Source organism: Pseudomonas fluorescens (assembly GCF_902497625.1).
In the GTDB taxonomy this organism is placed as follows: Bacteria; Pseudomonadota; Gammaproteobacteria; order Pseudomonadales; family Pseudomonadaceae; genus Aquipseudomonas; species Aquipseudomonas fluorescens_BQ.
In genome coordinates this window covers 13,337-27,706 of record NZ_CABVGX010000003.1, presented here as the reverse complement: position 1 = coordinate 27,706, position 14,370 = coordinate 13,337, and the positions used below count along the sequence as shown (strand labels likewise).

Annotated in this window: 13 protein-coding genes; 6 read left to right on the top strand and 7 right to left on the bottom strand. The window is 59.3% G+C overall.

What is annotated here, in order from left to right; all coding sequences use genetic code 11:
* Nucleotides 1–834: 834 nt before the first annotated feature.
* The 5 genes from F8N12_RS02690 to dksA form a co-directional block, all read right to left on the bottom strand.
* A complete protein-coding gene (locus tag F8N12_RS02690) occupies nucleotides 835–2,268 on the bottom strand; it encodes a sigma-54-dependent transcriptional regulator (RefSeq protein ID WP_150579057.1) in 1,434 nt (477 codons plus the stop codon).
* A gap of 22 nt (nucleotides 2,269–2,290) precedes the next feature.
* Nucleotides 2,291–5,245: a sensor histidine kinase gene (locus F8N12_RS02685; protein WP_191623100.1), complete on the bottom strand. Its 2,955-nt coding sequence runs from the start codon at nucleotides 5,243–5,245 to the stop codon at nucleotides 2,291–2,293.
* Nucleotides 5,229–5,405 (bottom strand): hypothetical protein, encoded by a 177-nt coding sequence (locus F8N12_RS02680; RefSeq protein ID WP_003176118.1) that lies wholly within the window; start codon nucleotides 5,403–5,405, stop codon nucleotides 5,229–5,231. The genes F8N12_RS02685 and F8N12_RS02680 overlap by 17 nt, the downstream gene beginning before the upstream one ends.
* A 75-nt stretch (nucleotides 5,406–5,480) precedes the next feature.
* Nucleotides 5,481–6,368 (bottom strand): tRNA glutamyl-Q(34) synthetase GluQRS, encoded by an 888-nt coding sequence (gluQRS, locus tag F8N12_RS02675; protein ID WP_150579056.1) that lies wholly within the window; start codon nucleotides 6,366–6,368, stop codon nucleotides 5,481–5,483.
* Nucleotides 6,369–6,645: 277 nt separating this feature from the next.
* On the bottom strand, nucleotides 6,646–7,086 hold the full coding sequence (dksA, locus tag F8N12_RS02670; protein WP_150579055.1) for an RNA polymerase-binding protein DksA: 441 nt from the start codon (nucleotides 7,084–7,086) through the stop codon (nucleotides 6,646–6,648).
* 332 nt (nucleotides 7,087–7,418) lie between these two features.
* Between dksA and F8N12_RS02665 the strand changes: the two genes are divergently transcribed.
* Complete coding sequence (locus F8N12_RS02665) at nucleotides 7,419–8,591, top strand: pyridoxal phosphate-dependent aminotransferase (protein ID WP_150579054.1); 1,173 nt, start codon at nucleotides 7,419–7,421, stop codon at nucleotides 8,589–8,591.
* Complete coding sequence (gene sfsA / locus F8N12_RS02660) at nucleotides 8,591–9,304, top strand: DNA/RNA nuclease SfsA (protein ID WP_150579053.1); 714 nt, start codon at nucleotides 8,591–8,593, stop codon at nucleotides 9,302–9,304. Before F8N12_RS02665 ends, sfsA begins: the two co-directional genes overlap by 1 nt.
* Here the strand turns inward: sfsA and F8N12_RS02655 are convergent.
* Nucleotides 9,301–9,618, bottom strand: coding sequence for a Rieske (2Fe-2S) protein (locus F8N12_RS02655; RefSeq protein WP_150579052.1), 318 nt, complete (start codon nucleotides 9,616–9,618; stop codon nucleotides 9,301–9,303). The two genes, sfsA and F8N12_RS02655, sit on opposite strands and share 4 nt — an antisense overlap.
* A gap of 165 nt (nucleotides 9,619–9,783) precedes the next feature.
* Between F8N12_RS02655 and F8N12_RS02650 the strand changes: the two genes are divergently transcribed.
* The 4 genes from F8N12_RS02650 to F8N12_RS02635 are packed head-to-tail and all read left to right on the top strand — an operon-like array spanning nucleotide 9,784 to nucleotide 13,331.
* Entirely contained in the window at nucleotides 9,784–10,656 is an 873-nt protein-coding gene (locus tag F8N12_RS02650; protein WP_150579051.1) for a heme/hemin ABC transporter substrate-binding protein, read from the top strand.
* A 50-nt stretch (nucleotides 10,657–10,706) separates the two neighbouring features.
* Nucleotides 10,707–11,690, top strand: coding sequence for a FecCD family ABC transporter permease (locus F8N12_RS02645; RefSeq protein ID WP_191623106.1), 984 nt, complete (start codon nucleotides 10,707–10,709; stop codon nucleotides 11,688–11,690).
* Nucleotides 11,690–12,457 (top strand): heme ABC transporter ATP-binding protein, encoded by a 768-nt coding sequence (locus F8N12_RS02640; protein WP_150579049.1) that lies wholly within the window; start codon nucleotides 11,690–11,692, stop codon nucleotides 12,455–12,457. The genes F8N12_RS02645 and F8N12_RS02640 overlap by 1 nt, the downstream gene beginning before the upstream one ends.
* 22 nt (nucleotides 12,458–12,479) lie before the next feature.
* A complete protein-coding gene (locus F8N12_RS02635) occupies nucleotides 12,480–13,331 on the top strand; it encodes a ChaN family lipoprotein (protein WP_150579048.1) in 852 nt (283 codons plus the stop codon).
* A 231-nt stretch (nucleotides 13,332–13,562) separates the two neighbouring features.
* Here the strand turns inward: F8N12_RS02635 and F8N12_RS02630 are convergent, their stop codons facing one another.
* The gene (locus tag F8N12_RS02630; protein ID WP_150579047.1) at nucleotides 13,563–14,363 is read right to left on the bottom strand and encodes a Crp/Fnr family transcriptional regulator; all 801 of its coding nucleotides are present in this window, start codon (nucleotides 14,361–14,363) and stop codon (nucleotides 13,563–13,565) included.
* Nucleotides 14,364–14,370 lie beyond the last annotated feature (7 nt).

The window sequence follows — 14,370 nt, the reverse complement described above, 5'->3', positions numbered from 1 at the left end:
CGAAGAATGACCGCATGATGGGCGGGGATTCTAGCATTTAGTCAGGGGATGGTGTAGGACACTGCGCAAGTGCATGAAGGACATGTTCACGCCTGGCCTCTGTAGCAGCTGTCGAGCCTGCGGGGCTGCGTTTGACTGCGTTTGACTGCGTAGCAGTCGCACTGACCGATTTCACCGATACCCCGTGTGCATGATTTACGCCTGCTTCCCAGCCGAACGCAGCCTCGCAGGCTCGGCAGCTGCTACAAGGGCGTAATGCGGAATCGCAGAAACTACAAGGGGAGCCGAAGCTCCCCAAGAAAGTAGTTGCATGCTCTGTTTTTATTTTTGATTCGGGCTTTTTGTTTTTGTTAAGTGCCCGCGTCATGAAGTTTCCTTCGTGACCCTCCCAATCGGGAGCCAAGAGCAAACGGATTGCTTTGGTCGCTGTGTTGCAGTGATCTTGCGATCCAACCAGTTCAGGCTCTGTCTCAGGACAGTTTTTGTTGTTCTCGGCCTGGTCGTGGGGCTAGCCCAAATACAACGCCTCTCCAAAAGAATCAGTTAGCTGCGCCTCTCGCCGTCTTGTTTTTATTGTGCGTGAGTCGATTCGTCTTATTTTTATTGTCTTGTACATTGCTTGTTATTGTTCTTGTACCAAACATATAGCAGGGGGCGTGCCAACATTTGTGATGTCTAGCAAAACAAGGGGTTACGCAGGCTAAGTGGCTTTTTCATGGCACAAAAAAACCGGGGCTTCGTTACCGTAAGCCCCGGCTTCTGTTACGCGGAAAATCAGAGGTAACAGTTTTGTTCGCCCAATCGCGTGCTACCCACACATCGTTCAGGTGACATTCAGCCTTCGCTGGTCACCCCGGTCTTGCGGCGCGGAATGCCGAGGCGCTGACGACGTTCCCACAGGCACTTGCGACTGACACCAAGTTTGCGAGCGAGCTCGGTCTCGGTCATGTGGTCCTGATGCTCAAGAACGAAATGCTGGAAATAGTCCTCCAGCGAAAGGTCCTCGGTGGGCTCATGGTTGTTGCCATTGTTGTTGCTTTGCTGCGGTGCAAGGCCGATGAAATCTTCATCCTCCAGATCGCTGAGCTCGATGTCGATACCCAACAGCTCTGCAGAAATTTCCGGGCTTTCGCACAGGATAACCGCCCGCTCCACTGCGTTCTCCAGTTCGCGCACGTTGCCCGGCCAGGCGTAGTGACGAATCGCCTGTTCGGCGTCCGGAGCGAACTTCAGATCGGTTCGGTTGACCCGCGCGCTCTGCCGTGCCAGGAACGCATTGGCAATTTCGTTGACGTCGGCACCACGTTCGCGCAGAGCTGGCAGTTTCAAAGCGATGACGTGCAGGCGATAGAACAAGTCTTCACGGAACTGGCCGATCTTCGCCAGACCCTTGAGGTCACGGTGCGTCGCTGCGATCAATCGCACATCAACCTTCTGCGATTGCACCGACCCGACGCGCCGAATCTCGCCTTCCTGCAAGACGCGCAACAGCCTGGCCTGGGCTTCCAGTGGCAATTCGCCGATTTCATCGAGGAACAGGGTGCCGCCATCCGCCGCTTCGACCAGCCCGGCGCGCCCGGCGCTGGCGCCAGTGAATGCACCTTTTTCATGGCCAAACAATTCGGATTCGATAAGGCTTTCCGGAATCGCCGCGCAGTTCACCGAAATCATCGGCGCCTTGGCACGTTTGGACAGGTTGTGCAGAGCGCGTGCCACGAGTTCTTTACCGGTGCCAGACTCACCCTGAATCAGGACATTGGAATCGGTCGGCGCGACTTTGCGGATTTTGCTGTAGAGATCCTGCATTGGCGGGCACGAACCGATGATGCCGATTTCGCCGTTGCTGTTATCGACACCGCCCTTCGCCGCACCATTTACGGCTCTTGCGGGGGCCGGCTCGCCGCCGGCTGGAGCCGATTGCCGATCACGCAGAATGCGCGCCACGGCCTGGAGCATTTCATCATGGTCGAAAGGTTTGGCGATGTAATCGACCGCGCCCATCTTCATCGAGTCGACCGCCGAGCGCAGGCTGGCGTAGCTGGTCATGATCAGCACCGGCGTGCCCTGGCCGAGTTTGATCAACTCGGTGCCCGGTGCGCCAGGCAGGCGCAGGTCACTGACGATCAGGTCGAACGTAGGAATGGTGAAGCGTTCTTGTGCTTCCTGCACTGAACCGGCTTCGCTGACCTGGTACTGGTTACGTTCCAGCAGGCGGCGCAAGGCGGAGCGGATAATTGTTTCGTCTTCGACGATCAAAATGTGCGGCATTGATTCGATACTCTCGACGGTCTCAGTTCACAGCGGACGTCGCTTCGACATGACGCGGCAAGGTCACCCGGATACGGGTGCCGCGTTGGCTTTGAACATCAGCCGGGCTGTCGATGGTGATTTGTCCATAATGCTCTTCAACGATGGAATAGACCAGTGCAAGGCCCAGACCGGTGCCTTCGCCAGGGTCCTTGGTGGTGAAGAAAGGTTCGAACAATCGGTCCATGATGTTCTTCGGAATACCGCTGCCTTCGTCTTCGACGATCAGATCGACCGTGTGTTCGCCGGCTTCGCTTTTGACCCGCACTGCACTGCCGGGAGGCGAGGCGTCACGGGCGTTGGAGAGCAGATTGATCAGCACCTGTGCGAGACGTTGCGGGTCGCCTTCGACCCAATGATCGGGGTCGCACAAGTTGTAGAATTGTACTTCGAAATTGCGCCGGTTCAGGGCCAGCAGGCCGATCGCGTCCTGCGCCACTTCAGCCAGACAGACGGGCTCGTCGCTGTGCTGATGACTACCGGCATGGGCAAAACTCATCAGCGACTGAACGATGCGTGAGACGCGTTTGGTCTGTTCGAGGATCTGCCCGCTGATTTCCCTCAGCTCGCCGTCATCCTCGCGCTCTTCGCGCAGGTTTTGCGCCAGGCAGGCAATGCCGGTGATCGGGTTGCCGATCTCATGGGCCACGCCCGCCGCCAGTCGGCCGATACTGGCCAGACGTTCGGAGTGCACCAGTTTGTCTTCAAGCATCTGCGTTTCAGTCAGGTCTTCCACCAGCAGCACCAGACCACTGTTACCCGGTGCGAGCGGTTCGTCGATCGCCGCCTTGTGCAGGTTGAGCCAGCGGGTCTGGCCATCCAGCGCCAGGTGCTGTTTGTGCAAATGTTCGTCGGGCAGATTGATGAAGCCCTGCAGCAACTCTTTCCACGGGTCGGCGATGGTGCTCAGGCGCGAACCGACCACCCGCTGCGCGGCAATCCCGGTCAGCTCTTCCATGGCCTTGTTCCACATGAGGATTTCCTGATCCTTGGCCAGCGAGCAAACGCCCATCGGCAACTCTTGCAGGGTCTGCCGGTGGTAGCGGCGCAAGGCATCGAGTTCGGCGGCAAGGCCGGTCAGGCGCGAGTGGTAGTCCTCGAGACGGCTTTCAATAAAGTGGATGTCTTCGGTGACATAGTTTTCGCCGCCGGCTTTATAGGGCAGGAAAGTTTCAACCATGTCCTGGGCGACGCTTGGGCCCATCAGGCCGGAAAGGTTGGCTTCGATGCGGTCGCGCAAACGACGCAGGGCGTACGGCCGGCGCTCGTCGAACGGCAAATAAAGGTCGCGCAGCGCTTGCTCGACTTCCTTCTGCGCAGCCTTGGCGCCCAAGGGTTTGGCCAGTTGCGTGGCGAATTCCTGCGGCGAGGCGGCATGCAGCTCCCGTCGTTGCGGGCGACGCACATTGTCGACCGCACAGGCTTCGGCGGCGCTGGCCTCTTCGGGGCTGGCGTTGGTGAACAGCGAGATCAACGTGAACATCAGCACGTTGGCCGCCAGCGAAGCGATTGCAGCCATGTGCCAACTGGTGTCGTCCAGCACGTAAATCATGTTCAGCAGTGGAATGTAAAAGCCTTGCAGATTGCCCACCAGCGGCAACAGCATGGTCACCAGCCATACCAGAATCCCGGCCAGCAAGCCGGCGATGAAGCCGCGACGATTGGCGGTGGGCCAATACAGGACCGAGAGCACACCCGGGAGGAATTGCAGAGTGGCGACGAAGGCGACGATGCCGAGATTGGCCAGGTCCTGTTCCGCGCCAAGCATCAGGTAGAAACCGTAACCAGCCATGATGATCGCGACAATTAGCGCGCGGCGGGTCCATTTCAGCCAGCGATAGATATTGCCCTCGGCCGGCGGCTGATAGAGCGGCAGCACCAAGTGGTTCAGGGCCATGCCGGAGAGTGCCAGGGTCGTCACGATGATCAGTCCGCTGGCAGCCGACAGCCCGCCGATATACGCCAGCAACGCCAATGCTTTGCTGTTGGCGGCGATGCCGATCCCCAGGGTGAAGTACTCCGGATTAGTGGTGGCGCCGAGTTTCAGGCCTGCCCACAGAATCAGCGGCACTGCCAGACTCATCAGGAGCAGAAACAGCGGCAGGCCCCAACTGGCGCTGACCAGCGAGCGCGGATTCAAATTCTCGGTAAAGGTCATGTGATACATGTGCGGCATCACGATCGCCGAGGCGAAGAACACCAGCAGCAGCGTGCGCCATGGGCCTTCCTGCAGCGGCGTGTGCAAAGCGGCGAGGGCGGTCTGGTTTTGCAGTAGCCACAATTCGAGCTGTTGCGGCCCGTCAAACACCCCATACAACGCATACAGGCCAACGCCGCCAATGGCGATCAGCTTGATCACGGACTCGAAGGCAATCGCAAACACCAGCCCTTCATGTTTCTCGCGAGTGGCAATGTGACGTGAGCCGAAGAAAATCGTGAACAACGTGATCAGTGCGCAAAAGCTCAGCGCCACGCGATGCTGCACCGGCTCGCGGGTCAGGATGCCGATCGAATCCGCCACGGCCTGGATTTGCAAGGCCAGTAACGGCAGCACGCCGATCAGCATGAAGATGGTGGTCAGTGCGCCGGCCCAGGTGCTGCGGAAGCGGAAGGCGAACAGGTCGGCCAGCGACGACAGTTGATAAGTGCGGGTAATTTTCAGGATCGGATAGAGCAACACCGGCGCCAGCAGAAATGCCCCGGACACCCCCAGGTAACTCGACAGGAAGCCGTAACCGTACTGATACGCCAGGCCCACGGTGCCGTAAAACGCCCAGGCACTCGCATAAACCCCCAGCGACAAGGTGTACGTCAGCGGATGACGAATGATCGCTCGGGGGATCATGCCCCGTTCGCTGATCCAGGCGACGCCGAACAGCACCGCCAGATACGCGGCACTGATCAGGATCATCTGGGTCAGGCTAAAGCTCATCGGCATCTTTTTGGCTCTGCAGGATGAAGGTCACGACAATCAGAATCAGCCAAAGCAGATACGGGCGATACCAGGCGCCAGTGGCGTCGATCCACCAATCCATGATGGCCGGGGAGAACAGATAAATCCCCACTACCAAAAGCAGGACCAAGCGATAGATGTACATCCCGGCCTCTCTTTTATGCGCGTGCCCGAAAACGTGCGGCGATGGTAACGGATGGGCGCGCCACTGCAAGTGCGATCACTGCAGTTGCGCTTCCGGCAGGGCGAGCGTGCGCGGGATTGTCAGCGCATCCCAGTGGACAACACCCCAGCTCAGCACTTCGCGCGGTGTTGCGTACGCCAGCTCGGTGCACGGATTCTGCCCGAGTGCGCGCAGGGCACGCAGTAATAAAGGTGTTGCCTGATCTACCGTCAGTGGTGGCGAGCGATACGACTTGCCGAGTTTATTACCGTCGGGCTGGGTAATCAGCGGGATGTGCAGGTAGCGCGGCTGAGGCATGCCGAGCAGTTCCTGCAGGTACAGCTGGCGCGGTGTGGAGTCGAGCAAATCGGCACCGCGCACGATATCGGTAATACCTTGCCATGCGTCATCGAGCACCACGGCCAGTTGATAGGCGTAGAGACCGTCGCGGCGGCGAATCACAAAGTCACCGACTTCGCGGCCCAGGTGCTGGCGAAATTCGCCCTGTACACGGTCGATGAAGTGGTATTCGAGCTCCGGTACGCGCAGGCGGATTGCGGCGTTGTCAGTGCCATGGCCGGCATTGCGGCACAAACCCGGATAGACGCCGCCATACGGTTCCAATTGTTTGCGCGAGCAAGTGCAGGCATAAGCAAGGCCGTGATTGAACAGGCGCGTAAGGACTTCGGCGTAGGCCTCGTGCCGGTCGCTCTGGCAGACCATCTCGCCGTCCCACTCGAAGCCGTAACTCTCCAGCGCCTTGACAATCGCCGTCTGCGCGCCCGGTTCCTCCCGTGGCGGATCGAGGTCTTCCATACGCATCAGCCATCGCCCACCGACCGAGCGTGCGTCGAGGTACGAGGCCAGCGCCGCCACCAGTGAGCCGAAATGCAGGTGGCCACTGGGCGTTGGTGCGAAGCGTCCGATGTAGGGGATAGTGTTCATAAAGGCGATGTTATCTTCCGGTCTGGCGCCAGATCCCTGTAGGAGCGAGCCTTTGTGGCGAGGGGATTTATCCCCGTTGGGTCGCGTAGCGGCCCCAAACTCGGTAATCGCGATACGTCAGATAGAACGCATCAATCGGGTCAGCGACTGCTGCGCAGCCGTACGGGGATAAATCCCCTCGCCACAACGGGATGCATCTTCAAGATCTGCGGTCGGAGTGAGTATCAGAAACAAAAAACGGAGCGTTCGCACGCTCCGTTTCTGAATCAAATCGCAATTACTTGCCGACTTGCTTTTCCTTGATTTCCGCCAGGGTCTTGCAGTCTACGCACATGTCGGCGGTAGGACGGGCTTCCAGTCGCTTGACGCCAATTTCGACGCCGCAGGACTCGCACCAGCCATATTCTTCGTCTTCGATCAACTGCAGGGTCTTGTCGATCTTCTTGATCAACTTGCGCTCGCGATCGCGGGCACGCAGTTCGAGGCTGAACTCTTCTTCCTGGCTGGCACGGTCTGCCGGGTCCGGGAAGTTGGCTGCTTCATCTTTCATGTGATCAACCGTACGGTCGACTTCCTGCATCAAGTCCTGTTTCCACTTGTTCAGGATCTTGGTGAAGTGAGCGCGCATGGGCTTGCCCATGTACTCCTCGCCCTTGACTGACTCGTAGGGTTCGAAGCCGCTGATCGACTGATTTTGCTGCTTTGCTTGGGTTGGCATGAAATGGACCGCCTCTACTCTTGTAATCCATCTGCGCAGGAATGCTCCATCACCGACACCTGCCGGCCCTGCGGCTGCAAGCGGGCGAACTTACCAGATCAAATCAGACCGCGCTACTCCCGGATGTCGAAGGATGCGCCGTCATGCTTGCAAATGGCTGCCAAGTCTTGTCTGGAAGTGATGGAGACCTGTTCAATTAATGATTTTAGTCAAACCTGGAACACTCGCTCGAGTCGTTTGCGGCCAGGGTCTCAAGGCCTGTGACCGCTTTAGGTTCTCGCTCGTTCCAGTGCATGGGTAGAATCAGCATTTTTCCCACTGAAGGAACACCCATGGCTTTGCCCTACAGTGCCCGCAGTCGCGCGATCGAACCCTTTCATGTCATGGCATTGCTGGCGCGGGCCAACGAATTGCAAGCCGCCGGCCACGATGTGATCCATCTCGAAATCGGCGAGCCGGACTTCACCACTGCCGAGCCGATCATCCGGGCGGGACAGGCGGCGCTCACAGCCGGCAAAACCCGCTACACCGCTGCGCGGGGCATTCCTGAGTTGCGCGAGGCGATCTCGGGGTTTTACCAGCAACGTTACGGATTGAGCATCGATCCGCAGCGAATCCTCATCACCCCCGGTGGGTCAGGCGCGCTGCTGTTGGCCAGCGCCTTGCTGGTGGATCCCGGAAAACACTGGCTGCTGGCCGACCCGGGTTACCCCTGTAACCGGCACTTTCTACGCTTGGTCGAAGGCGCTGCGCAGCTTGTTCCGGTCGGTCCGGACGTGCGCTACCAACTGACGCCGGATTTGATCGAGCGACATTGGGATCACGACAGCGTCGGCGTTCTGGTGGCATCCCCGGCCAATCCGACCGGGACAATCCTCACCCGCGAGGAGTTGGCAGGGCTGTCTACGACCGTCAAGGCGCGTCATGGCCATCTTGTAGTAGACGAGATTTATCACGGCCTGACATACGGCACCGATGCGGCCAGCGTGCTGGAGGTGGACGACAGTGCCTTTGTTTTGAATAGTTTTTCAAAGTATTTCGGCATGACCGGATGGCGACTTGGCTGGCTGGTCGCACCGCAAGCGGCGGTCGGTGAACTGGAAAAACTTGCACAAAACCTCTACATCAGTGCTCCGAGCATGGCCCAGCATGCCGCCCTGGCGTGCTTCGAACCGGCCACCATCAGCATCCTGGAAGAGCGTCGCGCCGAGTTCGGTCGCCGTCGCGACTTCCTGCTGCCTGCATTACGCGAGCTCGGCTTCGGCATCGCCGTGGAACCCGAAGGCGCCTTCTATTTGTACGCTGATATCAGCCGTTTCGGCGGTGATGCCTTCGCATTTTGCCGACACTTCCTGGAAACCGAACACGTGGCGATCACTCCGGGTCTGGACTTCGGACGCTATCAGGCCGGGCATCACGTGCGATTTGCCTACACGCAGAGTCTTGCGCGACTGGAGGAAGCGGTCGAGCGCATTGCTCGTGGTTTACGGAGCTGGCAAGGCTGATGCGCTTTCACCCTCCGCTCCAAGAAGGTCGTTTGATCCGCCGTTACAAGCGTTTTCTTGCCGACATCGAAACCGTTCATGGTGAGTTGCTGACCATTCACTGTCCCAATACTGGCTCGATGCTCAATTGCCAGGTTGAGGGCGGGCAGGTCTGGTTCAGTCGCTCCAACGACCCTAAACGCAAGTTGCCGGGCACTTGGGAAATCGGCGAGACCCCACAGGGACGCCTGTTTTGCGTCAACACCGGACGGGCCAATGGTCTGATCGAGGAAGCCTTGCGCGCAGGCTTGATTACCGAGCTGAACGGGTTTACCCAATTACGGCGCGAGGTGGCCTACGGGCAGGAAAGCAGCCGCATCGATTTCCGCCTCGAGTACCCACGTGGACCGGCGTACGTGGAAGTCAAAAGTGTCACCCTGGGTTACGACGGATCGTCCGTGGCCGCCTTTCCCGATGCGGTGACCCAGCGCGGAGCCAAGCATCTGCGCGAATTGGCGCATCTGGCGCGGGACGGCATTCGTGCGGTGCAGCTTTATTGTGTCAACCTCAGCGGCATTGATGCCGTGCGTCCTGCAGAAGAAATCGATTCGGCCTACGCGGCAGCGTTACGCGAAGCGGTGGCGTGCGGTGTTGAGGTGCTGGCATACGGGGCGCGGCTGAGTCACGAAGAAATGGTTGTGGATCGACGTCTGGACGTTTTGCTCAACGGCTAAGGGTTGATCCAGATGCCTTGTTCATCCTCGCGGGATTCGACGCTGGTGAGAGACTGGCCGGCGCAAGGTCCGGACACGCACTCACCGTCTTCGATGAGAAACAGGGCGCCGTGGGTCGCGCATTGAATCAAGCTGTTACTGGCATCGAGAAATTGGTCCGGCTTCCATTCCAGCCCCACACCGCGGTGCGGGCAGCGGTTGATGTAGACATGGACGTGTCCGCTCCGGCGTACGGCAAAAAGTTTTTGCCCGTCGAGGTCGAATCCGCGGCTGCTGGCTTCGCTGATGTCCGTGCCTGCACATAGAAACTTCATGTGTATCCTCAGAGGTGCCTGACTCGTGACCGGAAATGTCCGAGCTTGACGTTCAAATGCAAACAATTATCAAATGGCCGCCTGCCCCGTTCGGGCGCTGATGCCTGATGCCGAGGATACTTGGCCTGTCACCCCTATGCCTGCAAACCTTCAAGGAAGTTGTCCATGAGCCTGACTGCCCGCGTTGCCGCGCTCTGCCTCGGATTGTTCGCCAGTCACCACGTTGGCGCAGCCGAGTTGCCCCAGCGCTGGGTCAGTGCCGGCGGCGCGCTGTCGGAGTGGGTCAGTGCGCTGGGCGGGGAGTCGAAACTGGTGGGCGTCGATACCACCAGTCAGCATCCGGCAAGCCTTAAAACGTTACCCAGCATCGGCTACCAGCGGCAATTGTCAGCGGAGGGCGTGCTGAGCTTGCGTCCGCACATTCTGGTCGGCACCGAAGAAATGGGGCCGCCGCCAGTACTCTCGCAGATTCGCAGTGCGGGCGTGCAGGTTGAATTGTTTTCTGCCCAACCCGATGTGCCGGCCTTGCAGACTAACTTGCAAAAGTTGGGCAAGTTGCTCGGCGCGCAGGACAGGGCGACGCGGTTGTTCCTGGATTATCAACAACGGCTTGAGCGGCAGAAAATCCGCGTTACCAAAGCGCAACTGATACATCCGTCTCCCGGCGTGCTGATGCTGCTGGGTCATGCCGGTGGTAAACCGCTGATCGCCGGCAAGGACACGGCTGCCGACTGGATGATCCGCCAGGCGGGCGGACACAATCTGGCGACGCACAGCGGTTACAAGCCATTTTCCAGCGAGTCATTGATTAGTCTGGATCCCGAAGTGCTGGTGTTCGCAGACCGCGCGCTTGTCGGCGAGGCGGCGCGTGCAGCGTTGTTCAAGGAGAATCCGATCCTGTCCTCGACCCGCGCAGCCCGCAACGCTCGCGTCATGGAGCTTGATCCAACGTTGCTGGTTGGCGGGCTCGGGCCACGCTTGCCTGATGCGCTGGAAAAACTGTCTGACGGTTTCTTTCCCGGCACTGCCGGGCAATGACAGTCCTGGTCAAACCGCGCACGTTGTTCATTGGTCTGAGCCTCCTGTGTCTGCTGGCGATCTGGTTGTCGCTGGCGCTCGGCCCGGTGAGCTTGCCGCTTTTCGACACGTTGCGCGTTAGCTTGCGCATGCTCGGGCTGCCCTTTGCCGGGGACGGATTGGAACAGGCTGAACTGATCCTCGGCCAGATTCGCTTACCGAGAACTGTGCTGGGGTTGGCGGTAGGCGGTGTGCTGGCGCTCTCGGGCGTGGCAATGCAGGGGTTGTTTCGCAATCCGTTGGCCGATCCGGGTCTGGTGGGGGTTTCGGGGGGTGCGGCATTAGGCGCGGCGGTTGCAATCGTGGGCGGCTCGATGCTCGGAGGGTTGCCAGAATTCCTCGGTCCATATCTGCTGTCGCTGTGCGCTTTTCTCGGCGGTCTGGCGGTAACGGCATTGGTCTATCGACTGGGCCGGACCAACGGCCGCACCGATGTTGCAACCATGCTTCTGGCCGGCCTTGCCTTGACAGCGCTGGCCGGTGCCATCGTGGGTCTGTTTACCTACCTGGCGGACGACGCGACCCTGCGCACGCTGACGTTCTGGAATCTGGGTAGTCTTAACGGCGCCAGTTATTCGCGACTGTGGCCGCTCTTGTTGATCAGCCTCGGTGTAGCGCTGTGGTTGCCGCGGCGCGCCAAGGCATTGAATGCTTTGTTGCTCGGAGAGTCGGAGGCCGGTCACCTGGGTATCGACGTCGAACGGCTCAAGCGCGAACTGGTGCTGTGTACGGCACTGGGCGTCGGTGCCGCCGTGGCGGCGGCGGGGATGATCGGGTTTGTCGGATTGGTGGTGCCGCACCTGGTACGGCTGCTGTCCGGTCCCGATCATCGAGTGTTGCTGCCAGCCTCGATACTGGCGGGTGCCAGCCTGCTGTTGTTTGCAGATCTGGTCGCGCGGCTGGCGCTGGCGCCGGCGGAACTGCCGATCGGCATAGTCACCGCCATGATCGGTGCGCCGGTCTTTCTGTATTTGCTGTTGCGAGGGCGCGCCTGATGCTGCGAACGCAGAACCTGCACATCCGCCGAGGCCGCAAAATCGTGTTGACGGACATCACGCTCGAACTCAGGCCAGGAGAAATCCTCGGCGTTCTGGGCCCCAACGGCGCGGGCAAAAGCACGCTGCTGGGCGCCTTGTGTGGTGAATTGCAAGCTGATCAGCCAAGCGTATGGCTGGATGCTCGCGAACTGCGCGACTGGACCGGTACGCAACGAGCGCAACGCCTGGCCGTATTGCCGCAAGTATCAACCCTCGACTTCGCCTTCCGTGTCGAGGAAGTGGTCGGCATGGGCCGCTTGCCGCATCAAAGCGGAAAGGTACGCGACGATGAAATCATCGCAGCGGCACTGCAGGCCGCGGACGCCAGCCACTTGCAGGGGCGCAGCTATCTGGCGTTGTCGGGCGGCGAGCGTCAGCGGGTGCATCTGGCCCGTGTCCTGGCACAGCTCTGGCCGGGCGAAGCAGGACAAACGCTGTTGCTTGACGAGCCGACTTCAATGCTCGACCCCTTGCATCAGCACACGACTTTGCAGGCAGTGCGCGCGTTTGCCGATCGGGGCGCAGCGGTACTGGTGATCCTGCATGATTTGAACCTGGCGGCACGCTATTGTGACCGCCTGTTACTGCTGGAAGGTGGGCGGGCCATCGCACTTGACACGCCGGAGCGGGTACTGCGCCCGGAACCGCTCAAAGCGGTCTTCGGTCTGGAAGTGCTGGTACAGGCTCATCCGGAGCGTGGGCATCCACTTATCATCGCCCGCTGATCTGTTCAAAAGGGGGGAGGGTATGCGTCTTTTTTTGATTGCGGCGCTGATGCTGCTAAGTGCCTGTCAGCATGGTTCGGCGCCACCGCCGGTCGTGGGCGAGATTCGAGACCTGCGCAACGGTCAGGCGGTTACGCCTCACGAGCTGATCGCGCAGCTGGCCAAGACTCCCCGCTTGATTGTGGGTGAGCAACACGACAATCGCGATCACCATACGCTGCAGTTGTGGTTGTTACAGACGCTGGGCCAGCAGCGACCTCAAGGCAGTTTGCTGTTGGAAATGCTTACGCCGGATCAACAACCCAAATTAGACGCAGTGCGACGTGCGTCTTCCATGCCGGCAGATTTGCCCGCCGCGCTGGCCTGGCAGAAAGGTTGGGACTGGGCGCTGTACGAGCCAGTGATCCGCTTCGCGCTGAGTCAGCCCTATCCACTGTTGGCCGCCAACCTGGATGCTGTCGAGCTGCGCGCCTTTTATACGAAACCCCCAACCTTGAACGGCGCGCGATCGAATGCGGCCTCAGTCAAAAATGAGCTGCTGGCGCAAATCGGTGAATCCCATTGCGGCCTGCTGCCCACAGGGCAAATGCCGGCAATGCTAGCGGTGCAGCAACAACGTGACTTGCGCATGGCCGAACGCTTGCTTGAGGCGCCGACACCGTCGGTGCTGTTTGCTGGCGCTTACCATGCGCGCAAGGACGTCGGTGTGCCCATCCATGTGCTTGACTTGGGTGCGCCGGAAGCGCCAACGGTTCTGATGCTGGCGCAGCAGGGCAGTGACGTCACTGTGGCAATGGCCGATTACGTCTGGTACACACCCTCCACGCCGGTTGTCGATTACTGCGCGCAGATGCGCAAGCAGTTCGAGAAGTAGCCACAGTTTTATGCAGGCAAAAAAAGACCCGGCAAGAGCCGGGTCAAATAACCGTGATTAGCCTGATGAGGAGATATCTGAGAGTCCGAACCAAGGGCTTTTCAAATATCGACCAGTCTCGCGACCAGTTGTGATAATCATAGCGATTCTCATTACCATGTCAACAGCTCTTTTTCATCTGCTTTGAAGACCGTGTGTATTTGCGTCGATAGCCCCGACTTTTCCAGCCTTTCAGGCAGCATTGCCGGATCTGCTCAGTGGAATAATCTGCTTGTTCAACAGATCAATGCGCCGAGCCATGTTCTCGATCAGGCTGTGAGCGATCTTCGGATTGCTTTGAGTCAGGGTCAAAAACTGGTCTTTCGGAATCAACATGACGGTGCTCGGTTCGCTGGCAATCACGCTCGCGTTGCGTCTTTCACCGGTGAACACCGCCATCGCGCCGAAAATTTCATCCTTGGGCACGTCACCCACTTTGACTCCATCGACGAACGCTTCGGCGTGGCCCTCAATGATGATGAATACATGATCCGCCTCATCGCCCTGACTGATAAGCACCGCGCCATCAGCAACGCGCTGGAAACCATTGGTGCTGCGAAACTCAGGTGGTTTGAGGCGCGCGACCGCATCGCAGAGCAGCGCGGTCTGACCGGTCAGGTATTCCAGTAAGAGTTCCGATCGATGCTCTTCAGCAAAAATATGCTGGAACACCTCAGATCGCCGGTAGGGCCTTAATGTCACCGGGTTATCGCTGTACAAACGCGCACGGGCCAAGTCGCTGTCCTGGCGCAAACCAATCAGATCGCCTTCATGCAGATAAAACAACGGGCGTTCGTTGACGCAGCCCTGCAGCGAACCACTCTCCAGGACAAATATCTGATCGCCGGGCAGCGATGCTGCCAGATCGTCTGTGGCTGCAACCTCGATAGCCGGTCCACTGGGCGACAGGCCAGCCATTAGATGGCCGGGAATGGTTTGCAGTCGATTGATCAAAGCATCGGCGTAAGCCGGTTGTTCTCCGAGTAAATACATGCAGCAT

Bases quoted from the DNA above. Each gene is read 5' to 3' on its own strand.
- F8N12_RS02690 (WP_150579057.1), bottom strand. From the start codon at position 2,268: ATGCCGCACATTTTGATCGTCGAAGACGAAACAATTATCCGCTCCGCC.
- F8N12_RS02685 (WP_191623100.1), bottom strand. From the start codon at position 5,245: ATGCCGATGAGCTTTAGCCTGACCCAGATGATCCTGATCAGTGCCGCG.
- F8N12_RS02680 (WP_003176118.1), bottom strand. From the start codon at position 5,405: ATGTACATCTATCGCTTGGTCCTGCTTTTGGTAGTGGGGATTTATCTG.
- gluQRS (WP_150579056.1), bottom strand. From the start codon at position 6,368: ATGAACACTATCCCCTACATCGGACGCTTCGCACCAACGCCCAGTGGC.
- dksA (WP_150579055.1), bottom strand. From the start codon at position 7,086: ATGCCAACCCAAGCAAAGCAGCAAAATCAGTCGATCAGCGGCTTCGAA.
- F8N12_RS02665 (WP_150579054.1), top strand. From the start codon at position 7,419: ATGGCTTTGCCCTACAGTGCCCGCAGTCGCGCGATCGAACCCTTTCAT.
- sfsA (WP_150579053.1), top strand. From the start codon at position 8,591: ATGCGCTTTCACCCTCCGCTCCAAGAAGGTCGTTTGATCCGCCGTTAC.
- F8N12_RS02655 (WP_150579052.1), bottom strand. From the start codon at position 9,618: ATGAAGTTTCTATGTGCAGGCACGGACATCAGCGAAGCCAGCAGCCGC.
- F8N12_RS02650 (WP_150579051.1), top strand. From the start codon at position 9,784: ATGAGCCTGACTGCCCGCGTTGCCGCGCTCTGCCTCGGATTGTTCGCC.
- F8N12_RS02640 (WP_150579049.1), top strand. From the start codon at position 11,690: ATGCTGCGAACGCAGAACCTGCACATCCGCCGAGGCCGCAAAATCGTG.
- F8N12_RS02635 (WP_150579048.1), top strand. From the start codon at position 12,480: ATGCGTCTTTTTTTGATTGCGGCGCTGATGCTGCTAAGTGCCTGTCAG.
- F8N12_RS02630 (WP_150579047.1), bottom strand. From the start codon at position 14,363: ATGTATTTACTCGGAGAACAACCGGCTTACGCCGATGCTTTGATCAAT.